This is a genomic window from Rhodococcus sp. 05-2254-5 (genome assembly GCF_002258575.1).
Lineage (GTDB): Bacteria > Actinomycetota > Actinomycetes > Mycobacteriales > Mycobacteriaceae > Rhodococcoides > Rhodococcoides fascians.
This window is the reverse complement of sequence record NZ_NOZG01000006.1, coordinates 189,742-212,279: the sequence shown is the minus strand read 5'-3', so window position 1 is coordinate 212,279 and position 22,538 is coordinate 189,742. Positions and strand designations below refer to the sequence as shown.

Annotated in this window: 24 protein-coding genes; 16 read left to right on the top strand and 8 right to left on the bottom strand. The window is 64.5% G+C overall.

All coding sequences use genetic code 11. The annotated features are described in order from the left end of the window. Positions 1 to 54: 54 nt before the first annotated feature. Complete coding sequence (gene lat, locus CH278_RS05155; RefSeq protein ID WP_161631828.1) at positions 55 to 1,350, bottom strand: L-lysine 6-transaminase; 1,296 nt, start codon at positions 1,348 to 1,350, stop codon at positions 55 to 57. 157 nt (positions 1,351 to 1,507) lie between these two features. Between lat and amaB the strand changes: the two genes are divergently transcribed. Then, a complete protein-coding gene (gene amaB / locus CH278_RS05150; RefSeq protein WP_032367579.1) occupies positions 1,508 to 3,043 on the top strand; it encodes an L-piperidine-6-carboxylate dehydrogenase in 1,536 nt (511 codons plus the stop codon). 16 nt (positions 3,044 to 3,059) lie between these two features. Next, the gene (locus CH278_RS05145) at positions 3,060 to 4,292 is read left to right on the top strand and encodes a hypothetical protein (protein WP_143536214.1); all 1,233 of its coding nucleotides are present in this window, start codon (positions 3,060 to 3,062) and stop codon (positions 4,290 to 4,292) included. Positions 4,293 to 4,314: 22 nt separating this feature from the next. Here CH278_RS05145 and CH278_RS05140 read toward each other — a convergent pair whose 3' ends face one another. Beyond that, positions 4,315 to 6,027 carry a cutinase family protein gene (locus tag CH278_RS05140; protein WP_048319074.1) on the bottom strand — a complete coding sequence of 571 codons (1,713 nt, stop codon included), beginning with the start codon at positions 6,025 to 6,027 and terminating at the stop codon, positions 4,315 to 4,317. A gap of 104 nt (positions 6,028 to 6,131) precedes the next feature. Between CH278_RS05140 and CH278_RS05135 the strand changes: the two genes are divergently transcribed. The 7 genes from CH278_RS05135 to CH278_RS05105 are packed head-to-tail and all read left to right on the top strand — an operon-like array spanning position 6,132 to position 12,135. After that, entirely contained in the window at positions 6,132 to 6,644 is a 513-nt protein-coding gene (locus CH278_RS05135) for a GNAT family N-acetyltransferase (RefSeq protein ID WP_256991932.1), read from the top strand. Between the two features lie 26 nt (positions 6,645 to 6,670). Further along, complete coding sequence (locus CH278_RS05130) at positions 6,671 to 6,919, top strand: hypothetical protein (RefSeq protein WP_032392666.1); 249 nt, start codon at positions 6,671 to 6,673, stop codon at positions 6,917 to 6,919. Beyond that, the gene (locus CH278_RS05125; RefSeq protein WP_094621321.1) at positions 6,916 to 9,105 is read left to right on the top strand and encodes a heavy metal translocating P-type ATPase; all 2,190 of its coding nucleotides are present in this window, start codon (positions 6,916 to 6,918) and stop codon (positions 9,103 to 9,105) included. Before CH278_RS05130 ends, CH278_RS05125 begins: the two co-directional genes overlap by 4 nt. Positions 9,106 to 9,148: 43 nt before the next feature. Then, entirely contained in the window at positions 9,149 to 9,382 is a 234-nt protein-coding gene (locus tag CH278_RS05120; RefSeq protein WP_027494925.1) for an RNA-binding S4 domain-containing protein, read from the top strand. Continuing rightward, positions 9,379 to 10,116: a class I SAM-dependent methyltransferase gene (locus tag CH278_RS05115; RefSeq protein ID WP_032367575.1), complete on the top strand. Its 738-nt coding sequence runs from the start codon at positions 9,379 to 9,381 to the stop codon at positions 10,114 to 10,116. Before CH278_RS05120 ends, CH278_RS05115 begins: the two co-directional genes overlap by 4 nt. Continuing rightward, complete coding sequence (locus tag CH278_RS05110) at positions 10,113 to 11,630, top strand: NAD(P)/FAD-dependent oxidoreductase (protein ID WP_032407782.1); 1,518 nt, start codon at positions 10,113 to 10,115, stop codon at positions 11,628 to 11,630. Before CH278_RS05115 ends, CH278_RS05110 begins: the two co-directional genes overlap by 4 nt. Positions 11,631 to 11,679: 49 nt before the next feature. Then, positions 11,680 to 12,135, top strand: coding sequence for a GNAT family N-acetyltransferase (locus tag CH278_RS05105; RefSeq protein WP_094621320.1), 456 nt, complete (start codon positions 11,680 to 11,682; stop codon positions 12,133 to 12,135). 84 nt (positions 12,136 to 12,219) lie between these two features. Here the strand turns inward: CH278_RS05105 and CH278_RS05100 are convergent, their stop codons facing one another. Both CH278_RS05100 and CH278_RS05095 read right to left on the bottom strand, forming a co-directional pair. Beyond that, positions 12,220 to 12,402 carry a hypothetical protein gene (locus CH278_RS05100; RefSeq protein WP_032374615.1) on the bottom strand — a complete coding sequence of 61 codons (183 nt, stop codon included), beginning with the start codon at positions 12,400 to 12,402 and terminating at the stop codon, positions 12,220 to 12,222. Positions 12,403 to 12,460: 58 nt separating this feature from the next. Beyond that, complete coding sequence (locus CH278_RS05095; protein ID WP_027494920.1) at positions 12,461 to 12,910, bottom strand: Hsp20/alpha crystallin family protein; 450 nt, start codon at positions 12,908 to 12,910, stop codon at positions 12,461 to 12,463. A gap of 229 nt (positions 12,911 to 13,139) precedes the next feature. Between CH278_RS05095 and CH278_RS05090 the strand changes: the two genes are divergently transcribed. The 3 genes from CH278_RS05090 (at position 13,140) to CH278_RS05080 (ending at position 14,516) form a co-directional block, all read left to right on the top strand. Continuing rightward, a complete protein-coding gene (locus tag CH278_RS05090; protein ID WP_094621346.1) occupies positions 13,140 to 13,631 on the top strand; it encodes a GNAT family N-acetyltransferase in 492 nt (163 codons plus the stop codon). A gap of 76 nt (positions 13,632 to 13,707) precedes the next feature. Beyond that, positions 13,708 to 14,052, top strand: a complete 345-nt coding sequence (locus CH278_RS05085) for an ArsR/SmtB family transcription factor (RefSeq protein WP_032385299.1) — start codon at positions 13,708 to 13,710, stop codon at positions 14,050 to 14,052. After that, a complete protein-coding gene (locus CH278_RS05080) occupies positions 14,049 to 14,516 on the top strand; it encodes an SRPBCC family protein (RefSeq protein WP_032385300.1) in 468 nt (155 codons plus the stop codon). Before CH278_RS05085 ends, CH278_RS05080 begins: the two co-directional genes overlap by 4 nt. 1 nt (position 14,517) lies before the next feature. Here CH278_RS05080 and CH278_RS05075 read toward each other — a convergent pair whose 3' ends face one another. The 3 genes from CH278_RS05075 to CH278_RS05065 form a co-directional block, all read right to left on the bottom strand. Beyond that, a complete protein-coding gene (locus CH278_RS05075) occupies positions 14,518 to 15,537 on the bottom strand; it encodes a DUF5914 domain-containing protein (RefSeq protein WP_179274544.1) in 1,020 nt (339 codons plus the stop codon). A gap of 431 nt (positions 15,538 to 15,968) precedes the next feature. Beyond that, positions 15,969 to 16,280 carry an AzlD domain-containing protein gene (locus CH278_RS05070; RefSeq protein ID WP_094621319.1) on the bottom strand — a complete coding sequence of 104 codons (312 nt, stop codon included), beginning with the start codon at positions 16,278 to 16,280 and terminating at the stop codon, positions 15,969 to 15,971. Continuing rightward, entirely contained in the window at positions 16,277 to 16,975 is a 699-nt protein-coding gene (locus tag CH278_RS05065; protein WP_094621318.1) for an AzlC family ABC transporter permease, read from the bottom strand. The genes CH278_RS05070 and CH278_RS05065 overlap by 4 nt, the downstream gene beginning before the upstream one ends. A gap of 66 nt (positions 16,976 to 17,041) precedes the next feature. On the opposite strand from CH278_RS05065, the gene CH278_RS05060 reads away from it, so the two are divergent. Beyond that, complete coding sequence (locus CH278_RS05060) at positions 17,042 to 17,599, top strand: helix-turn-helix domain-containing protein (protein ID WP_032374611.1); 558 nt, start codon at positions 17,042 to 17,044, stop codon at positions 17,597 to 17,599. A gap of 167 nt (positions 17,600 to 17,766) precedes the next feature. Further along, positions 17,767 to 18,594: an SDR family oxidoreductase gene (locus CH278_RS05055; protein WP_032407786.1), complete on the top strand. Its 828-nt coding sequence runs from the start codon at positions 17,767 to 17,769 to the stop codon at positions 18,592 to 18,594. Position 18,595: 1 nt separating this feature from the next. On the opposite strand, the gene CH278_RS05050 is transcribed toward CH278_RS05055, so the two are convergent. Beyond that, positions 18,596 to 19,147 (bottom strand): response regulator, encoded by a 552-nt coding sequence (locus CH278_RS05050; protein WP_256991933.1) that lies wholly within the window; start codon positions 19,145 to 19,147, stop codon positions 18,596 to 18,598. A gap of 215 nt (positions 19,148 to 19,362) precedes the next feature. On the opposite strand from CH278_RS05050, the gene CH278_RS05045 reads away from it, so the two are divergent. Both CH278_RS05045 and CH278_RS05040 read left to right on the top strand, forming a co-directional pair. Then, on the top strand, positions 19,363 to 20,115 hold the full coding sequence (locus tag CH278_RS05045; RefSeq protein ID WP_094621316.1) for an ABC transporter ATP-binding protein: 753 nt from the start codon (positions 19,363 to 19,365) through the stop codon (positions 20,113 to 20,115). 80 nt (positions 20,116 to 20,195) lie between these two features. After that, the gene (locus CH278_RS05040) at positions 20,196 to 22,511 is read left to right on the top strand and encodes an ABC transporter permease (RefSeq protein WP_256991934.1); all 2,316 of its coding nucleotides are present in this window, start codon (positions 20,196 to 20,198) and stop codon (positions 22,509 to 22,511) included. The last annotated feature ends 27 nt before the right edge of the window (positions 22,512 to 22,538 follow it).

The following is a 22,538-nucleotide window of genomic DNA, read 5'->3' as shown; positions in this document are numbered from 1 at the left end:
GTTTATCCTGACAGAAGGCTGCGGCTGATGTCAAGGATTACCTGACGCGGTGGGTCAGAGCCGATTCAACACCCGATCGATGGACTCGATTGCCTGTGTCAGTTCGGCTTCGGTGACCGTCAGTGCCGGCCGGAATCGCACTGCCGCGTCGCCGCAGCCCAACGCGAGTACGTGCTCCTCGGTGCGCAACAGTTCGATCACTCGGTCGCGGGTCGTAGCGTCGGGCAGGGAGAAGGCGCACATGAGTCCGCGTCCACGAACCTCGGTGACCATCGCATGTCGAGTTGCCAACTCCTGCAACTGCTTCAGCAGCACTGTTCCGAGTCGGCCGGCGCGTTCGATGAGGTTCTCGGCTTCGACGACCTCCAATATTTTACGCGACCGCACCATGTCGGTGAGGCTGCCACCCCACGTCGAGTTGATTCTGGAGCTGACCGCGAACACGTGGTCGTCGATGTCGTCGACGCGACCGCCCGCCATCACGCCGCAGACCTGGACCTTCTTACCGAAGGCGACCACATCCGGGACGACGTCGAGCTGCTGGAAAGCCCATGCGGTGCCGGTCATTCCGGCTCCGGTCTGCACCTCGTCCATGACGAACAGTGCGTCGAACTCGTGGCAGAGTGCGCGCAGCTTCTGCAGGAAGCGGGGGCGGAAGTGGTGATCCCCGCCCTCGCCCTGGATGGGTTCGATGATGGCGCAGGCGATGTCGTGCGGATTGGCTTCGAAGGCCAGCCGCGCGGCCGTCAACGATGCGTCTTCGAGCTCGTCCATGTTCGCGTCGGATCTGATGAACGGGGACGGAATTCGGGGCCAGTCGAATTTCGGGAAGCGTGCGACCTTGTTCGGGTCGGTGTTGGTGAGGGACATCGTGTACCCGGAGCGCCCGTGGAATGCGTGCTCGAAGTGCATCACCTGCGAGCCCAGGGACGGATCGATGCCCTTGCGCTCGTTCCACCGGGACTTCCAGTCGAATGCCACCTTCAATGCGTTCTCCACTGCCAATGCACCGCCCTCGACGAAGAACAGGTGCGGTAGCCGAGCATCGCCCAGCACCCGGGCGAACGTGTCGACGAAGCGTGCCATCGGCACGGTGTAGATGTCGGAGTTGCTGGGTTTGTTCATCGCCGCCTGCAGCAGGTCGGCCCGGAAATCCGGATCGTCGGTCAGGGCGGGGTGGTTCATACCCAGGGCATTGGACGCGAAGAAGGTGAACAGATCCAGGTAGCGGGTGCCGTCTCGGGCGTCGACCAGGGTGGACCCGGTGGAGGCGTCCAGGTCCAGGACCAGCTCGAAACCGTCGGCCAATAGGTGTTCACCGATCACGCCGCGGGCGGTCGAGGCGTCGATGGGCACTCCGGTGCGCTGTAATACTTGCGTCATGATGACGAACATACGCGTTAATATTCCGTAAGCAAGACATTTAGACAGGAAATAATACGGTTGTAACCTCCGTCGGTAGGCTTATCTCCGACGGTTCGATTCTCTCCACGGAAGGTGTACGCGCATGTCTGCATCCATCACCCACGACGAGCTGAGTGTGCGTACGCGCGCCATTCTCGACCGGCTGGGTGCGACGATCGCGCTCGACGTGCCGGCCGGTCCCGACGCGATCACCGCGAGATCGCCGATCACCGGCGGAAATCTGGCGTCGCTGGCATCGACCTCTGCCGCAGACGTCGACGGTGTCATCGCGGACGCAGCTGCGGCGTTCGTCTCGTGGTCGCAGGTGCCGGCACCGGCGCGGGGTCAGGTGATCCGAGAACTCGGGGAACTGCTGCGTACGCACAAGGAGGACCTCGGCGCCCTGGTCTCCATCGAGGCCGGAAAGATCGTCTCCGAGGGGCTCGGGGAAGTGCAGGAGATGATCGACATCTGCGACTTCGCCGTCGGCCTGTCACGTCAGCTGTACGGCAACACCATTGCCACCGAACGCCCCGGGCATCGCATGATGGAGCAGTGGCATCCGCTCGGTGTCGTCGGCGTCATCACGGCGTTCAATTTCCCTGTCGCGGTGTGGAGTTGGAACACGGCGTTGGCGTTGGTGGCGGGCGACACCGTCATCTGGAAGCCGTCGGAGAAGACCCCGCTGACTGCCGTCGGCGTGCAGGCTCTGTTCGAGCGTGCTGCTGCCGCTGCAGGTGTCGATCCCAAGATCGCTCAGTTGGTGATCGGGGACCGAGCGTCCGGTGAAGCGCTGGTGGATGATTCGCGTGTTGCTCTGGTGTCGGCAACCGGTTCGACCAGGATGGGCAAGGCTGTTGCGCCGCGGGTTGCGCAGCGATTCGGGCGCGTGCTGCTCGAACTCGGCGGCAACAACGCGGCGATCGTGACGCCGTCGGCAGACCTCGATCTCACGACGCGCGGGCTGGTGTTCTCGGCTGCGGGTACGGCCGGTCAGCGGTGCACCTCGCTCCGACGCGTCATCGCGCATTCCTCGGTTGCGGACGAACTGGTGGCCAAGTTGGTCTCGGCGTACGAGACTCTGTCCATCGGATCTCCCTTGGAGAGCGACACTTTGGTGGGACCGCTCATCGACGCGGGCGCGTTCGCCGGCTATCAGAAGGCGCTCGAGGCCGCCAAGTCCGACGGTGGAACGGTGGTGGTCGGCGGTGAGCGCGTGAATGTCGTCGACGAGTATTCGTACTACGTGCAGCCCGCGATCGTGACGATGCTCGCCCAGACCGACATCGTCAGGCACGAGACGTTCGCGCCCATCCTGTACGTGCTCACCTACGACACCCTCGACGAGGCCATAGCCCTGCACAACGATGTGCCGCAGGGACTTTCGTCGTCGATCTTCACTACCGACCTGCGTGAAGCGGAACGTTTTCTGTCGGCTGCGGGATCGGACTGCGGCATCGCGAACGTCAACATCGGTCCCTCCGGTGCCGAGATCGGCGGTGCTTTCGGCGGCGAGAAGGAAACCGGTGGCGGACGCGAATCAGGTTCGGACGCATGGAAGGCCTACATGCGTCGGGCGACGAACACGGTCAACTATTCCAACGAACTGCCCCTGGCGCAGGGAGTGAAATTCGGCTGACGGCATGATCGGCAGTATGAAAGTACTGTCGATGCTCGTGGCCGGCTTCGTTCTCGGCTATGCCATCAGTGACATCGGCCCCATCGAGTCGCTGGTGAACAGCACTGCGGAATTCGGGTCGTTCTGGTCGGTTGTCAACGGGCTCACAGTCGTTGCCGTCGCTGCCTGTGGGACGGCGGTCTCCGCGGCCCGGGCCAGTGCGCCAACTGCGACCATTGTGGCGATGGCAGCGCTGCTCGTCGTGGTGTTCCAGACCGTCGGAATGGTGCCCGGGATGCTCGGGCACTGGGCCGCTGCAGTGGGCACCGGTGTGCTGCTGGGTGCGGCCGCGGTTTTGTCGGGACACCACCGTGGTGCACAGGCCGCCCTGGGTGTCTCGGTTGTGGGCGCCGGGCTGCTGGGTTGTTGGCTCGATGCGCTGTTGCAGGCGAACGACGGTCCCGTCTTCGTCTGGGATGTGGTCGGTGCCGAGGACGATGTGGCGCCCGAGCGCGCGATCGTCATGGTGATCGCTGCAGTGGCCGCGGCAGTCACGTTGTTCCTGGCACGCCATCACGAGGTGGTGCAGCCACCCGAGACCCCGCGGATTCTGCTCGTCGGCCTGTCGCTGCCCGTCGTGGCAAGCGTCCTGAGCTGGATTGCGGCAGATGCCGATACGCGGAGCGTCGAGTGGCTCGTTGCTCTCGTCGGTATGGCGGCTTCCGCGCTGCTGGCGTCGTTCCTACTTCCGGGGCGGGACGGACGGCTGCTGCTGGTGTTGTTCGCAGTGTCGGCGACGGCCCTGGGCACCTCCGGCTTCGCCGCAGGAGATGCCGTTCGGTTGTGCGCGAGCGCAGCACTGTTGGTCGTGGGAGCCGGGATCGGTTACCGGTGGCCGCAGCTGTACATCGGGCTGGGCGGCCTGTTCGTCATCGCTGCTACGAGCCTGACGGAAAACTACGTCGAGATTCCGATCGTCTCGCAGTTCGCTCTGCCGCTCGTTGCGGCCTATGTTCTGGTCTCCGCGCTGGCGACGTCGCCCGGATCTCTGGCGATCTCACTGCCGGCGGTGTTCGTCATGGCGCTGCCCGTGACCGTGGTGTCCGCCGGCTACACACCGTCGTTGTCCATGGATGAATCGGTCATCTCACGCACAAGCGAGCCCGACCACCTGGTGCTGTCGGTGGCCGTGCTCGTGGTTCTTGCTGTGGTGACGGGTGCCGCTGTTCTGCTGGCGCGTCGCTCACCCGTCGTGCGTGGAAACTCGTAGTGGGCTACGAGTTTCCACACACCTACGGGGTCGGTGCGACAGTCGTCGTCGGAGCTGCGGCCTCGGGGGTGACCGGCGTTTCCGTGGCGGGCGCGGTGACGCATACCGGCGGTGCGCCCTCGACGGGTGTCTCGCCCTCGACCGGAGTCGTGCAGGCCGGTTCTGCAGGCTCGGCAGCGGGAGCCGGTGCCGGTGCGGGTGCCGGCACCTCGGCCGCGGGGGCGGGAGCAGGCGCAACGGGGGCGGCCGGCGCAGCGGGGCTGGTGGTGACCGGTGCCGGCGTCGTTGCCGTCGGAGTTGCCGTTGCCGAGGTGGTGGTCTCGGGTGTGGCGGCGATGGCCTGGATTGCTGCGCGGCCTGCTTTCTCCTGTACTTCCTTGGTCTTCACCGGCTCGCCCCGGTTGGCCTGCTCGGCCAGCTGGGTCAGCCAGGCTGCGGCGTACTGGACCGAGGTCAGTGGCTTGCCGTTGGCGGCGTCGGCGTCGCGCCAGTAGTCGAAGTGGTGTCCCGAGCCGGGCCCGAGGGTCAGGCCGTAGGGATCGTTCATGATGACCGGGATCGTGTTCTGGTTGGACGAGATGAACCCGGTGATCTCCTTGAAGATCTTCTGCGGCAGGTACACCATGTCGACCATCTGGCCGGTCTCGATCGGCTCTTCACCGTCGACCTTGGCCGAGACGGGGGTCGTTGCGGTGCCGGGCTTGTAGTTGGGCTCGGACACCTTGATCAGTACGTCGAGGAAGGTCTCGTCGCTCTGCATCCAATTGGGCTGCGACGCAATGTCGTTGAAGGCGTTGACTGCGATGCGTCCCAGTGCCAGAGCCAGGTCGGCTCCGGTGGCCGGGGTGAGGTTCTCGTTCTGCAGCGCATCGGCGTTGACCTGTCGACCGACGTTGGCGGCCAGGTGAATCAGCGACGTGTTGGCGGGCAGTGCGCAGGTCAGGTCACCGTCGGAGCAGAAGGACGCGACGCGTCCGTCGAGTGCGCCGAAGCCGCCCGACGTTCCCGGCAATGCACCCTGTCCGGGGATAGCGTTGTTGCCGTTCTGGTACTTGGTGTCGAAACCGTCCGGGTTACTGAACGGGTTCTCGGCACCGGGGAACGGTCCCTCTCCTGCGACGCGTCCCGCGTCGGCGAAGATGACGACGCCGACGACCTGCGAGGGGTCGATGATGCCGTACTTGCCGTCCTCGGGAACGGCCTGATTGCCGATTTCCATGGCGGTGCGGCGAGCAACGTCTGCGCCTTCGCTGTAGCCGACGATGGCGAAGCGAGTCTTGGGGCAGGACGCGGAGATTTCCTTCATGATGGTCTGCGAGTTGGTGACGCCCGTCTGCACGGCGTTCTCGTAGCTCGCCAGGTCGGCCGGGTACTCGACGTAGACCGCGGCGTAGGAGTCGGGAACCACGTTGCCGTTGTTCGGAGCTCGCACGGCCTGGTCGATCCAGTCGCTCGAGTAGTCACCGGACATCGCTGCGGGGAGGCGGGTGCCGTCGGGCTTGGTCAGCCACTTGACGCCCTCGCGTGGGGTGTCGCCGCGTCCGCCGATGGCGATGCTCACCATGTCGTAGCAGGTCGATGTCGAGACCAGCTCGACGGAGGCCTCGACACTCGTTTCCGACGCAGACCAGGGTGCTGCTACCAGCACTCCGGCACCGAGTGCGCCGATCGCAAACGCGCTGAGCGCGATGCGCACACGCTTCGACTTGCCACCATTCATGTTTTCGATCCCCATCATCCACGCCCGAACCGATCCCGACTGCAATTGCCAGTGGGTTACCCGGCATTTCGTCGCTCGGATGGTTCGCGTTACAAAACGCTTCGTTTACCGTCGTGGACATGTCTTTTCACGACCGAATGACACCGATGGAATTAGCTCTGACCGATGGATCGACCTGCGTCGTGCGTGAGGCGGTGGCGTCGGACCTCGAGTCGATCGTGGCGCTGCTGGCGGACGACCAGTTGGGCGCGACGTGCGAATCCGCCGAGAACATGGACGGATATCGCACCGCTTTCGAGGACATTTCCTTCGATCCACGGAACGTGCTGGTCGTCGTCGTGCACGGTGACGAGGTGGTGGGAACTCTGCAGTCGACGGTCATTCCGGGACTGGCGCGAGGTGGTGCGTTGCGCGCTCAGATCGAAGCCGTACGGGTGGCCGCTACGTGGCGCAGCCGCGGGCTCGGTGGCGCGTTGATCGAGTGGGCGATCGAGGAGGCCACGCGGCGAGGGTGCGCTCTGGTGCAGCTGACGTCCGACTCGCGTCGAGTGGATGCCCACCGGTTCTACACCCGTCTGGGCTTCACTGCCTCACACGTCGGCTTCAAGAAGGCGATCGGCACTACCCACTAGATACCCTGGGGGGGTAGGGTAGGGATGTGAACTCCACACGACAGGAACTCGGCACCCCGACCAAGCTTGTCGGATTCGTCGTCGGCATAGCCCTCGTCTTCTTTCTCGCCCTGTTCGTCGGCCATGCGATCGGACCCGACGCGTCGCCCAGCGAACCGACGCATTCCGACCACGAGTCGCACGACGGAACATCTGCGCTCCATCCGGACTTCCAGCATCAGGGTGTCGTCCGCACGGCCACATTCGTCATCGAGGCAGAAGGGAATCGGGGATGAGTACGGAAACAGAACTGATTCTGGGCGGCATGACCTGTGCGTCGTGCGCCAACCGCATCGAGCGCAAGCTCAACAAGCTCGACGGGGTATCGGCGACGGTCAACTACGCCACCGAGAAGGCGCGCGTCACCAGTGACGGCGTGGCCACCGAGGATCTGATCGCCGCTGTCGAAGCCGCCGGTTACACCGCGAGCCTTCCGGTGGCCGAGCCGGTCGACGCCGACACACCGGTCGATCCGTTGAAGCAGCGTCTGATCGTTTCGGCGGTGCTCAGCATTCCGGTCATCGCGATGGCCATGATTCCGGCTTTTCAGTTCACCAACTGGCAGTGGCTGTCGTTGACTCTCGCCGCGCCGGTCGTCGTTTGGGGAGCGCTGCCGTTCCACCGCGCCGCGTGGACCAACCTGAAGCACGGGACGTCGACGATGGACACCCTCGTGAGCATGGGAACCCTTGCTGCACTGGGCTGGTCGCTGTATGCGCTGTTCTTCGGTACGGCCGGTGAGCCCGGCATGACGCATCCGTTCGAGTTCACGATCGCGCGGATGGACGGGGCGAGCAATATCTATCTCGAGGCGGCTGCGGGTGTCACCACCTTCATCCTGGCCGGCCGGTGGTTCGAGAGCAGGTCCAAGAGGCAGGCCGGTGCGGCGTTGCGCGCACTGATGGACCTCGGTGCCAAGACCGTCGCTGTGCTGAAAGACGATGAGGAACAGCAGATTCCGATCGATCAGCTCGCCGTCGGCGATCTGTTCGTCGTTCGTCCGGGTGAGAAGATCGCCACGGACGGAACCGTCGAGAGTGGATCCTCGGCCGTCGATCGGTCGATGCTGACCGGCGAGTCGGTGCCGGTGGAGGTCGGGGCCGGCGACGCGGTGACCGGAGCGACGGTGAACGTCGGTGGTCGAATCACCTTGCGCGCCAGCAGAGTCGGTGCAGACACCCAGCTCGCGCAGATGGCGAAGGTGGTGGAAGATGCGCAGACCGGCAAGGCTCAGGCCCAGCGTCTGGCCGATCGCATCTCGGGAATCTTCGTGCCGATCGTCATCGCCATCTCGGTGGCAACGCTCGGATTCTGGCTCGGCACCGGCAATTCGGTGGCCGCTGCCTTCACGGCGGCGGTCGCCGTCCTGATCATCGCGTGCCCCTGCGCACTCGGGCTGGCCACCCCCACAGCACTGATGGTCGGCACCGGTCGGGCGGCGCAGCTGGGGATTCTGATCAAGGGCCCCGAAATGCTCGAATCGACCCGCCGCATCGATACCGTCGTGCTGGACAAGACCGGCACCGTCACCACCGGTGAGATGACACTGCATTCGGTGCACGTGGCCGACGGTGAGGACGAGGACGTGGTCCGTGCCGTGGCGGCAGCGTTGGAATCGGGTTCGGAGCATCCCATCGCCCGGGCCATCGCAGGTTCGACCCAGTCCACGGCTGTCGAGGAGTTCGCCAGCCTCGAGGGTCTCGGTGTCCAGGGCGTTGTCGAGGGTCGCGCCGCGGTCATCGGCCGTCGCAGCCTGCTGGCCGACTGGTCGATGCCCCTGCCACCGGAACTGGCCGATGCCTTCGACGACGCCGAACGCCAGGGACGCACCGCCGTCGCGATCGGGTGGGACGGGAAGGCCCGCGGGGTTCTGGTGGTCTCCGACTCGGTCAAGCCGACGTCGAAGCAGGCCGTCGCAGAACTGCGCGAGCTGGGCCTGACGCCGGTCATGCTCACCGGCGACAACGAGGCCGCCGCCCGAACGATCGCCGCGGAGGTAGGCATCGAGCAGGTCGTTGCCGGTGTGCTGCCGTCGGGCAAGGTCGCTGCCGTTCGCGAACTGCAGGCCGCAGGCAAGGTCGTGGCGATGGTCGGCGACGGCATCAACGACGCGGCAGCGCTGGCCACCGCCGACCTGGGGCTCGCGATGGGAACCGGAACCGATGTCGCGATCGAGGCGAGCGACCTGACGTTGGTCCGCGGCGACCTACGGGCCGTCGGCGATGCGATCCGGCTCTCGCGTCGCACACTGAGCACCATCAAGGGCAATCTGTTCTGGGCGTTCGCCTACAACGTCGCAGCGATTCCGCTCGCGGCCGCGGGCCTGCTCAACCCGATGCTCGCCGGGGCTGCGATGGCGCTGTCCTCGGTGTTCGTGGTGAGCAACAGCCTGCGGTTGCGCCGCTTCCGCGCCGCGATGTGACTCGTTGGTAGCAGCGAGCGGCCCGCTAGTACAGGATGGAGACATGTCCGATGCACACGATGTCCCCATCCGCGACGAATCGATCCGGCTGGGCCAATTCCTCAAGCTCGCCAACCTGATCGAATCCGGTGCCGAAGCCAAGGGCATCATCGCCGACGGCCTGGTCAGCGTCAACGGGGACGTGGACATCCGCCGCGGACGGCAGTTGCAGCACGGAGATGTCGTGTCGGTCCAGGGTGGGCCAGCTGCCCGCGTGAGCAAGGAAGAGGCACTGTGAAGGTCGGTAAGCGCGGTCTGCCGCGAAACGAAGTTCCCGGCGCATTCGACGTCGGTGCCAAAGCGTACGACCGACTCGTCGGAGCGAACCCCGGTTACCACGAGCACCTCGTCAAGTCCGCGCAGCGCCTCCGCATTCCCGATCTCGGAAGCGGATTGCGCCTGCTCGATATCGGTTGCGGTACGGGTGCGTCCACCGCAGCGCTGCTCGAAGCGGCACCGCACGCCGAGATCGTCGCCGCCGACGCGTCCGCCGAGATGCTCGAGGTCGCCCGGAGCAAGGACTGGCCGTCGAACGTCACGTTCGTGCACTCGCGGGTGGAGGATCTGGCCGTGAACGGAGTCGACGGACCGTTCGACGCCATCCTGGCCGCTTATCTGATCAGGAACGTCGACGACCCCGACACCGAACTCAAATCGCTACTGGCGCTGCTGCGTCCGGGTTCGACGATCGCGTTCCACGAGTATTCGGTGCACGATTCACTGCGTGCTCGCATCTCCTGGAACGTCGTGAGCTGGGGCATCATCATCCCGCTCGGCTGGCTCGCGACGCGAGACGCCACGTTGTACCGGCACCTGTGGCGGAGCGTTGTGACGTTCGACGGCGCATCGGCGTTCATGCGACGGATGCAGCGTGCGGGCTACAGCGGTGTCGCCCGAGAAACGATGACCGGATGGCAGAACGGTGTGGTGCACACATTCCTGGGCTCTCGACCCGCGAAGGAAGAGCGTTGACCGATTCCAAGAAGGTCACCCATGCTGCGGTGCAAGGCTATTCGGACGCAGGTCAGCTGGCCGACGTCCCGCATGTGGTGGTGGTGGGCGGCGGTATCGCGGGGCTGAGCGCCGCGACCGCGTTGGCCGAACGCGGCGTCAAGGTTCATCTGGTCGAACGCGAAAGCTACCTCGGTGGCCGCGTCGGTGGCTGGGACACGACGCTGGAGGACGGCTCGCCCGCGACGATGAGCCGCGGCTTCCACGCGTTCTTCCGGCAGTACTACAACCTGCGAAACCTGCTGCGCCGCACCGACCCAGACCTGGCGCGTCTACGCCCGGTCGACGACTACCCGCTGATCGACGGCGACGGTCGTATCGACGGATTCAAGGGGCTGCCCGAGACGCCACCGCTCAATGCGTTCGCGTTCGTCAAGCGCAGTCCGACGTTCCGGTGGAAGGACCTCACCGACCTCAACGGAATCGCCGCCCTGCCACTCATGACGGTGAGCGTGCCGAAGACCTTCGACGAACTCGACACCACTCCCGCGGCGGAGTTCCTGCGCAACATCAACTTTCCCGAAGCGGCACGCCATCTGGCGTTCGGGGTGTTCTCACGCAGCTTCTTCGCCGACCCGGAGGAGATGTCGGCTGCCGAACTGGCGATGATGTTCCACATCTACTTCCTCGGCTCCTCCGAGGGTTTGATCTTCGATGTCCCCCGCGATCCCTACCCACAGGCACTGTGGAACCCGTTGGGGGAGTACCTCAGCGGTCTCGGTGTCGAGATCAGAACGTCCACTCCGTGTGGCGAGATCACCCGCGGTGGCCTGCGCAAGTTCCGCGTCGACGCCGGCGGAATCATCGACGCCGACGCGGTGGTCCTCGCTACCGACATCGCCGGATTGCAGCGGGTGCTCGAGCAATCCCCCGAGCTCGGGACGCCGGCGTGGCGCAAGCAGATCGGCGCGCTGCAGAACACCCCGCCTTTCATGGTCCACCGCGTGTGGCTGAGCAAGGCGGTGAATGCCGATCGTCCCGCGTTCATCGGCACCGGCGGTATGCCTCCCATCGACAACATCAGTGTGCTCGAGCGGTTCGAGGACGAGGCCGCGGAGTGGGCAGCGAGGACCGGAGGTTCCGTGGTCGAACTGCATGCCTACGCCGCCGAGGAATCCGAGGAGGTCACCCGCGCGCAGCTGATGGCTCGCATGCGCGAGATCTACCCGGAAACCGCTGCGGCAGAGGTGATCGCCGAACGATCCGAATGGCGAGACGACTGCCCGATGTTCGGCCTCGGAGCATTCGCCGAGCGGCCCACCGTGCGCACCCCCGAGCCCTCGCTGGTACTCGCGGGTGACGGCATTCGGATCGATCTGCCCGTTGCTCTCATGGAACGTGCCGCCACCACCGGACTGCAGGCAGCGAACACCCTGTTGGCGGGCTGGGGCGTCACCGGCCACGACATCGAAACCGTGCCCACGAGTGGACGATTCAAGATGTTCGATGCTTTGGAGCGGCTTCGCCGCAGGTGAGTGGTATTTCGTAGCAGGGGTCGAACTTCCACTCACGACAGGAGGTTGCATGCGTCTCGAGGTCGATGATCTGTCGCGGCCGGAGGTCGGTGCGTTGCTCGTCGAGCACCTTGCGGACATGCACGCGACGTCACCGGCAGAGAGTGTTCACGCACTGGATCTGTCGGGTCTGCGCGGGCCGGACATGCGGGTGTGGACGGCGTGGGAGGCCGGGGCACTGCTCGGCATTGCCGCGCTGAAGACACTCACTCCTGAACACGGAGAACTGAAATCGATGCGCACCTCGAGTTTCGCGCGAGGCCGCGGGGTGGCGTCCGGACTGCTCGAGCACGTTCTGACGGAGGCGCGGCGGTCGGGGTTCGAGCGCGTCAGCCTGGAGACGGGTACCCAGGACTACTTCGCCGCAGCTCGACGCCTCTACGAGCGACACGGATTCGTCGCAGTGCCCCCGTTCGGCGACTACGTCGTGGACCCGTCGAGCACGTTCTACTCGTTGGTCCTGTGATGTCTGGCCTCGTGACCAGTTACTCGGTGCGGCAATGACGCAGGCCGGCACCGAATGTCGGTGCCGGCCTTGCGGTCGTTGGGATCACGCAGCGACGGGCTGTCGCGGTACGTGCGGGTAGAGGTCGTCGTCGACCGGCTCTGCTCGCTGCTGATCCAGTAGATCGGCCGCGGCGCATTCACGGATCTCGGTCCCGACCCCGAGAACCGTGCGCCACCATTGGTCACGATCGGGAGATTCCGGCCAGACCACGGTATCCGTTTCCATATGCATCACCCTCCCTGAGTAGTTCGACAGTGCTCGATGTGCTTGTGCGCGTGACGGATCAGGTCGATTGGTGTTCGATGGATCTCTGCTCGCCGGTCAGCTCGGCACGAGCGATGTCGACCTTGCGCGGCTTCGCTCGCTCGGCAAGCGGAATGGTGATCGACAGGACGCCGTTGTCGTACGACGCCGAGATGCCCTCGGTGTCGACGCCGTCACCCAGAGATATCTGTCGACGGAACGTCCCGGCGAACCGTTCCGATGAAATCCACTGCACGCCGGAGCTTTCCGGCACTGTTCGTTGCGCGGTGAGCGTCAATGTGCCGCGATCGACGTCGACGTCGATGGATCCCGGGTCGACGCCGGGAAGGTCGGCACTGAGTACGTAGTGATCGTCGACCTTGTACAGATCCATGGGCATGAATCGCGGTGCGCGGTCCGAACCGGTAGACGCACCCAACAATGCCGAGGTGAGCGAATCGACGTCACGGAACGGATCGAAACGAAGCACAGCAACCACCTCCTGTACCCAGATGCGCTCGCCCCTGTGGCGAGGCGCTCCTCAACTGTGCAACACAAAAATTAGCACTCGAATGCAGCGAGTGCCAAGACCTTTACGGCACATTTTCGGAAGTTTTTTCGCCCCAATAGTGCTGCGGCGCAATGGGGGTGGCGTGCAGCAGTCGGTGTGACGGTCGAACGGCCGCCTCGCTCGAATGCTGCAACCTACACTCGGTCCGATGGTCACCATCGTGCCGTACGTCCCCCGGTATCGGGCCGAGTTGCTCGCGCTGTCGCTTCGCGCGTGGGAACCGGTGTTTCCGCTCGTGCAGGAGGCGGTTCCGTGGTTCGTGTACGACTGCTTCTATCCCCAGGGGTGGCAGGCGCGTCAGTACGACGATCTCGCATCCGTCGTCGACGACGAACCCGAGAGCGTGGACGTGGCCGTGGACGGTGACACGCCGGTCGGCTGGGTCTGTACCCGCCTGCACCCGAACGACGACATGGGTGAGGTGTACGTCCTGGTGGTCGACCCAGCTCAGCAGCGAGCCGGCGTCGGAAGGGCGCTCCTCGATCGGTCTTTCGCGCGAGTGAGATCCGCCGGAATGCGCATGGTAATGGTCGAGACCGGTGACAATCCCGGTCATGCGCCGGCGCGGTCGGTCTACGAGAAGAGTGGTTTCGAGCGGTGGCCTGTCGCCCGGTATTTCAAGGACCTCGCCGACGACTGATGGTTCCGGCGAGTCCGCACCGAATCGCCGATACTGTGCCCTTGCGCTAAGTGTTGTTGCAGAGATACTGTGCCATATGGCTCAGTATTTCGAGGTGCTCGACGACGTGTTCCAGGCGTTGGCCGATCCCACGCGGCGTGCAGTACTGGGCCGACTGGGGTCCGGGCCTGCGACCGTGGGGGAACTGGCCGAACCGTTCGACATGACTCTGCCGTCGTTCATGAAACACATTCATGTACTCGAGCGCAGCGGATGGATTCGCACCCACAAGACCGGACGTGTACGCGCATGCACGATCGAGCGAACCAACCTGGACGCGGCCTCCGCGTGGCTGGAGCAGCAACGGTCCGTGTGGGAATCCAGAACCGACCGCCTCGAACAGTTCGTCACCCGATCCTCGAAAGAGAGTGAACAACAATGACTTCCTTCGATCCCGAACTCGACCTGAGTATCTCCCGCATCATCGCGGCTCCGCGCGAGACGGTGTGGGATGCGTGGGCCGACCCGTCGAAGTTCGAGAAATGGTGGATTCCGGCACCTACTCTGTGCCGAGTCGACGCGTGGGATCTGCAGCCCGGAGGCGCATTCCGAACGCTGATGAGTGAACCCGGAGGAGACTTCGAACCGCACATCGACGGATGCTTCCTCGCCGTCGACCATCAGGAACGCATCGTGTTCACCAACTCCCTCGTCGAAGGTTGGCGACCTGCCCTACAGCTGTTCATGACCGCGGTGATCACGTTCGCCGACCATCCCGACGGGACGCAGTACCGGGCGCACGTGATGCACCGCAACGTAGAAGACCGAAAGATGCACGAGGAGTTGGGCTTCCATGACGGTTGGGGAACCGTCATCGGCCAACTCGCCGCGTTCGTCGAAGGCTAGATCACGCGCGACCCGTCGAGCGCAGTTCGTAACGGCGTTCGGCGTAATCGAGGTCGTCCTTCCACAGACGTGCTGCGGTGAAGTTCATCGCCGGACGCAGCAGTCCCGAGACCTTGCGCGCCATCTGGAAGCCGGGTCGATCCGAGCTCGCGATCGTCGCCTCGATGACCGCCGTCCGCGGGGTGCCGTCGGACGCAGGAGCCAGGGGAGTCGCGTGTGTCTCGACGACGCTTCCCGCCCCCTCACCGTCGAGGATGCGCATGACGATGGTGCGTGGGCCGGGGCAGACGAACTCGGCTCGAACCGGAACACCGATGCCGCGACTGACGCGGAACGTGACATCGACCAGGAAGCGATCGTCCTCCTCGGGCACATCGATGTCGGTGGGCGCGCTCACCACTTTCAACCTCGCGAACGAGTACGGATGGAACCATGCGCCGTGCCACGGATCGAGGCGATTGGCGATGATGTCGTCCGGTTCGCACTTCCCGATCAACGTGACGACACCAGGAATGGACGTCGACGCAGGGGGCCTGATCGGAACCACCGGCACCGGCGTCGGCTCCTCGCCGCCCAGCTCGTCGAGCCGAACCCACACCAGAACACCGTCGTCGAACGCAGGAACCGGCCGCCAGCCAGCCTTACCCTTCGGACTCAACGCCAGCCCATGCCACCGGCACACCAACGCGTCGCACTCGATCTTCGCGGTATCGAGTGCCGCCCCGAGATGCGGACACGCACCCGGACCGATATGCACCTTGCCCGCCGAATCCCGCCACGCAACCAACTCGGTGGTACCGACATAGCGACCGAACGGCTTGTCGGCCTTCACGTCACGACTCGCAGCGAAAACGAACCAATTACCCGACGTCCGAGTCTTCGCACGCTTCAACGCCGACTCGATGACCTGGGGATTCGCACCCTTCCACGTCGGCTCCTGCTTGGCCCACGACTCCGACGGAAGCGGCTGAAGTGGCATCGTCTTCGGCCAGCGTCGTCGTACTGCATCCAGCGCGGTCATTGCTGCTCCCCACATCGAGACATTGTGTTCATTCTCCATTGTCCCCGCCCGGGGGTACTCAATGTGACGTCGAGTGGACTTTTCGGGGGTCAATGTCACATCTAGTGGACCCGGGGTGCCGGTGAACGGGGAGCGGTGCGCGAGGCAGGTGGGTCCAGTGGGGGCCGGCGGTCCGAGCTGCGCCGGCCAACTGATGTCAGCGCCCACAATTCGGCTCGAAACGCGGGATCCCGTGGATGCAGAGAAATAGTGGGCGCTCAGGTCAGTAAGCGAGGTGGCCCGGGTGGCAACGGGCTTGTTGCCGAGTCGGTAGTCCGCGAAGGGGCGATGGCTGTCACCCGTGTTCCCCATCCGATGCACTCAATGTGACATTTGGTGGACTTTTCGGGGGTCAATGTCACATCTAGTGGACTCGGGGTGCCGCGGTTCGGTCAGGCGACGCCGATCCAGCGGAGGGAAGCGGTGGTTGCGGCAGCCGCGATCACGATCACGACGAAGGGTGCTTTGCGCCAAGCGAGGACTCCGGCCACGGTCACGCCGATGGGGGCCGCGAAGCCCGCGAAGTCCTTGCCCACGAGCAGGGTGGAAGTGGCGATGAGGGCCACGAACACGACGGCGACCGAGGTGGACATGACGCGGTCGATGCGGGGCGAGATGGTCATGCGCGAGCGTAGGGCCGGGCCGATGAGGCGGAGAGCGAAGGTGCCGACGACCATGGCGATCAGCGGAATCGTGAGGTTCATGCGGATTCCTTGCGTGCGGCGGGCGTGGTCGACAGCAGTGTGGGGACCACGGCGATCAGCGAGAGGAGCACCGGCAGTCCGCTCGGTAGGAACATCGACGCTGCCAGGGCGATCCCTGCTCCGACGAGTGCGGCATTGCGCGTGCCCCGATCTCGGAGCGCAGGCATGATCAGTCCGAGCAGGATTGCCGGAAATGCGGCGTCGAGTCCGAGCGCGGCGGTATCGGTGATTGCGCCACCACCGAGAGTGCCGATCACCACCCCGATGTTCCAGGTGACGAACAGTCCGATTCCGCACAGCCAGAACGCGGTTCGACGCCGTCCTTCGTCTTCTTCGGCGACGCTGAATGCGACCGCTTCGTCGGTGATCAGGTGGGTGCCGAGCAGTCGCTTCCATGGCGAGACGTTCTCGAAAACGGATCCTATGGAGAATCCGAGCGGTACGAGCCGTGTGTTTGCGAGCAACGCGCTCGCCACGGCGGCGACGGGGTTGCCGCCGACGGCCAGGATGCCGACGAAGATGAATTGGGAGGAGCCCGCGAAGACCACCAGGGACATCACCACCGGTAGCCACACTGGCAGGTCGGCGGCTACGGCGATGGCACCGAACGAGGCCCCGACCAAGGCGTCGGCCAGACAGACCAACGCGATGTCGCGGATGTTGACCCCCTGCAGGGTTCGCCATGTCGAACGCATGGTCGTTATAGTGGACGATGTTAGGCTGTTCGTCAAATCAAACGAACGTACTGATGGAGTGAACGAATGGCGGACGCCGGACCACCGATCGCGGCCATCGCTGCTGCTCTGCAGCAGGAACGACGACGCGTCGGCCTCTCGCTGGCTGAGGTGGCGCGTCGTGCGGGTATCGCTAAATCGACTCTGTCGCAACTGGAATCGGGGACGGGGAACCCGAGTCTGGAAACTCTGTGGGCCCTCAGCGTCACCCTGGACGTGCCGTTCTCCAGGCTGGTCGAGCCCGCGAAGCAGTCGGTCCGCCTGATCCGTGCGGGCGAGGGACCAAGATTTGCGTCGGACCGGGCGGACTACTCCGCGACGCTGCTGGCGTCGTCTCCGCCGAACGCGCGACGAGACATCTATCTGGTCAGCGCGGACGTCGGCGAGCCGAGGCGCTCGGACCCTCATTCGCCCGGTGTGGTCGAGCACGTTGTGCTCAGCGCTGGACGAGCCCTGGTGGGGCCGGTGGGCGAGGCAGTCGAGCTGATGCCCGGCGACTACGTCGCCTACCCCGGCGACGCGCTGCACATCTTCGAGGCGCTGGAGCCGAACACCATGGCGGTGATGATCACCGAACACAGCTGACGTGCGGGGAATAGTCGGCGTACCCACCTCGTTGGACTCTTTCGACGGCGTTCGCTTGGCAAGCCCCGGGCCTCACCCCATTTGTCGCTACGAGCGACCACTCGCCGAGAGGCGTTTGCAGCGGACGTCGTCCTTACTTTTGTCCGTGTAGCGAAGGGGCGAGATTCATGGCAGCCAAGACGTGGTTCATCACCGGCACTTCCAAGGGATTCGGACGCGAGTGGGCTATTGCAGCCCTCGACCGCGGCGATCGAGTCGCAGCCACGGCTCGCAACACGGCGACACTGCACGATCTCGTGGAAAAATACGGCGACGCGATTCTGCCGATCGAGCTGGATGTGAACGACCGCGCTGCCGACTTCGCAGCAGTCGCCCTGGCGCACAAGACCTTCGGATCGCTCGACATCGTCGTCAACAACGCCGGCTACGGCCAGTTCGGGATGATCGAAGAGATCTCCGAGGAGGACGCCCGCGCGCAGATCGAGACCAATGTCTTCGGAGCGCTGTGGGTGACTCAGGCCGCGTTGCCGTTCATGCGTGAGCAGGGCAGCGGCCACATCTTGCAGGTGTCGTCCATCGGCGGAATCTCAGCATTCCCCAATGTCGGTGCGTACCACGCGTCCAAGTGGGCCCTCGAAGGATTCAGTCAGGCCCTGGCGCAGGAGGTCGAGGACTTCGGTATCCATGTGACGCTGATCGAACCGGGTGGTTTCTCCACCGATTGGGCCGGTCCGTCTGCCAAGAAGTCCACCGACATCGCCGCGTACGACCCGATTCGGAAGAAGGCCGCCGAACTGCGGAGTGCAAGGCAGGCGACTCCTGGCGATCCGGTAGCTACGCGTTCGGCGCTGCTCAAGGTCGTCGACGCCGAAAAGCCGCCGCTGCGAGTCTTTTTCGGCGAGGCACCGCTCCAGATCGCGACGACGGACTACGAATCACGCCTGGCGAACTGGCGCGAATGGCAGCCCGTGGCCGTCGAGGCGCACGGAGGCTGATCTACAACCACCCGTTTTCACGTGCGGACTTTGTCGCTTCGAGACGACTGCTTGCGTCCAACTTGGTGATAATGCTCGAGAGGTAGTTGCGCACGGTTCCGGGGCTGAGAAACAAGCGTTCGCCGATCTGCTTGGTGGACAACCCTTGATCGACGAGCCTTAGGACGTCGAGTTCGCGATCACGCAAAGGATTGGGTCCGGCGCGCAGTGCTTCGGCGGCAAGTGCGGGATCGATGACGGTGTGCTTTGAGTGCACAGCTTTGATGCCGGCGAAAAGGTGCACCGCGTCCGTGCTCTTGAGGAGATACCCGTTCGCTCCCGCGGCCAAAGCGTCGTGCACATGCCCGCTGCCGGGTAGGGCAGTCAGCAGCAGGACGGGGGTGCGGTCATTCATTGCTCGAAGGGTGCCCGTGGCCGCGATGCCTGTCATACCGGGCATGTCGATGTCCATCAGGATCAGGTCCGGTCGCAGGCGAGATACGGCACCGCACACCTCGTCGCCTCGGGACACTCGTCCGACCACCTCGATGTCCGGATCGGTGGACAACAACACCTCGAATGCCCCAGCTACGCGCCTGATGCTGGGATTGTCGCCCTTCGTGGGGGATCCACACCCCGTCGACGGGGTGTGCTCGACAATCCCGGGCGTGGATCGAAGGCCCGGCCATCGTAGGCACAGCGCACGCCGCCATCGGTAGGGCTGACCCCCGAATATTGTGTGGTGCGTGCGGCACTGTGCCGCTACGGCGAAACAGATTCAATGACTGCATGATTCGACACGAAATACCTGCAGTCCGGCTTGCCGATGTTCGGAAGGTGCACGGTGAGGGCCATCGTGCAGTCACTGCTCTCGGCGGGGTCTCGATGGACTTTCGGCGGGGTAGTTTCACTGCGATTTTGGGCCCCTCGGGTTCGGGTAAGTCGACGCTGCTGCACTGCGCCGCAGGTCTGGATCGTCCGACCAGTGGCACCGTCACGATTGCGGGCACCGACATCGCCCAGCTCAACGAGAAGGCGCGGACCGAATTACGGCGTCGCCGTCTGGGTTTCGTATTTCAGGCGTTCAATCTTGTGGGTTCACTCACTGCAGCACAAAACGTCGAACTACCAATGCGATTCGCCGGCAATCGTGTCCCGGCGAGTGAAGTGACGGCGGCGCTCACGTCAGTGGGGCTCGAGGATCGCGCGTCGCATCGTCCTGCCGAATTGTCTGGTGGTCAGCAGCAACGTGTGGCATTGGCGCGCGCGCTCATTACCCGGCCGGACGTCCTCTTTGCGGATGAACCGACCGGCGCATTGGACTCCCGCGCGTCGAAAGATGTTCTGTCGCTGATACGTAGGCTCGTCGACGATCACGAGCAGACCATTCTGATGGTCACCCACGACCCACTTGCCGCTTCTTACGCCGACGTAGCGATCTTTCTCGAGGACGGGCTCATAGTCGATTCCTTGGAGATCGAACGGGAGCGACCGGACAATGCCGCCGCGATCGCCGCTCGAATGGCCGGGCTGGACGGATGATGTTGGCATCGGCGAACCTACGCACTCACTGGAGAAGTTTCCTGGCCACCCTGCTGGCTACGACTTTCGGGGTCGCCCTGATGACCGCTACGTTCATCATCTACGACTCCTCACGACCGGTGGTGCAGCCGCGGCTGGAGGGTGCGGCACTACTCGCATTGCCCGCGCAGGCCGTGAACGAGTTCGGCAACACGGCGGACTTCATTCCGTGGAGTGCAGAGGAAGCACGTGGGATCGCCGCCGATCTCGGCGCAGTGCCCGGAGCGGAGGCCGTCGTCACTGATAGGTCTTTCTATGCCCAGCCGTTCATCGACGGCGCACCGGTCGAGGACGAGGGAGCTCAGGACGCCGGACACGGTTGGGCAAGTGCGCAATTGACGCCTTCACGACTGACGTCCGGTGCGGCACCGATGAACCCAGACCAAATTATCGTCTCAGGCTCATTGGGTCTCGCCGTAGGCGACTCGGTCTCGATCAATCTTGCGGCGGGGCTCGAGACGTTCGCAGTGGCGGGAACGCACGACGGGCCGGGCATCTACTTCACGGACGAGCGTGCTGCGCAGTTGTCCCCCGGTGTCCGGGCGATCGGCATCGTACCGAAGCTCGACGCGCGGATCGATGAACTCGTGACAGGGGCGGAAGAACGGGTGGGTGACCGTGGACGGGTTGTGACCGGCACCGATCGCGCGGCCCTGGAACCCGAGTTCGTCTCTCATCGGCGAATTCTGGGCAATCAACTGATCGTCGCGATGGCTACCATCGGCCTGTTCACCACCATCTTCGTTGTGGGATCGACCTTCGCTCTCGCGACATCCGAACGCCGACGGGAGATCGCACTGCTGCGAACCATCGGTGCTGCAACGGGACAAGTGCGACGCTTGGTGCTCGGAGAGGCCGCGCTGATCGGCCTAGTGGGCGGTCTCGTTGGTGCAGGACTCGGCATTGCAGCATCTCCTGTTCTGCGTATGTTGCTGCTGAAACTCGACGTTCAACCACCGGACTTACAGGTTGGGATATCAGCGTGGCCGCTACTGGTGGCGGTGAGCATCGGCATCGCCGTGGCGTTGATCGGTGCCTGGATTCCCGCTCGATCGGCGGCCACAGTGGCTCCGATCGAGGCGCTACTCGACGCCGCCGTCGAACGACGTCCCATGACGACGCTGCGTTGGCTCACCGGCCTTGCCTCGCTCATCGGTGGTCTGGGCGTGACGGTGTCGACAGCAACAGCGGCTACGGACAGCAGAGTGAATACCGCGGTCGCTGCGGCCATGCTGCTGATCCTGGCTGCGGCGCTACTTACGCCGATCTTCGTCGGTCCGATCGCAGGCCTCGTGACATGGCCGTTCACGCGGCGATCACGATCGGCAGCATCGATGTTGATCAGAGCGGAGCTGACCACAGGGACACGCCGTGCGGCCGCGACCGTGGCTCCGGTCATTGCCGCCGTCGGCTTCGCGGTGCTGCTGAGCGGAATGGTGCAGACGATGGCTGTGGCGTATCCGGCCGAGCAGACCGAGCAACTGCGCGGACTGGCAGCCGTGACCCCCGATGGAACCGCTGGCCTGAGCGATCAGGTGGTAGCCGAAACAGCGGCGGGACCGATAGGAACAACTGCCGGACTACCGTCACGCGTATTCGTACCGGGAGCGGACGGCACCGTAACCGTCGTCGACGCCGTCGGCAGCCTCGACGAACGGTACGCCGCATCGGGTCGGGCAGTGCTGGACGAGGCAACAGCGAGTCTGTTCGATGTGCGGGCCGGCGAGGAGATGTCGGTGACCTTTGCAGACGGTCGTTCCGAGAGTGTGGTGGTGTCGCAGGTGCTCCCGCTCGACCCCGCTCGTGGTGCATTGGTGCTGCCCCGCGAACTGGTACGCGATCATGATCCGTCGGCATTGACCGAGGTTGTGTTCGTTCCGCAAGACATGGCGCCGACACAGTTGACCGCAGGTGCGAGGGTCGAAGACGCACACAGTTTCGCGTTGCAGGACTACATGGTCGATGCGCGACTCACCAATTGGCTTGCGGCCGTGCTTATCACGATGGGTGTCGGCTACAGCGGTCTCGCGGTGGCGAACAGCACGGCTATGTCGGCGTACCGACGTAAGGACGATTACGCCGTCCTGAGAGCGTCCGGTGGAACCGACCGGCAACTGCTGACGACAGCCGTGGGCGAAACTGCTGTGATTGTTCTGGTCGGCTCTGCGCTCGGGGTGATGGTCACCGTGCCTCCGCTGTTGGCGATGGCGGTCGGCTTGTCTCAGGTGACCGAAACCGACGTGGGTCTGCAGATGTCGTGGTCGACGGTGCTGTGGGTGGTCTCGGCATGTTGGTCTCTGGCGACGGCCGCAACCGGTTTGGTGACCCGACGGGGACTCCGGGTAAGTACGGAATAGCCGTGGGCGGCCGAGAAGGGTTGTCCG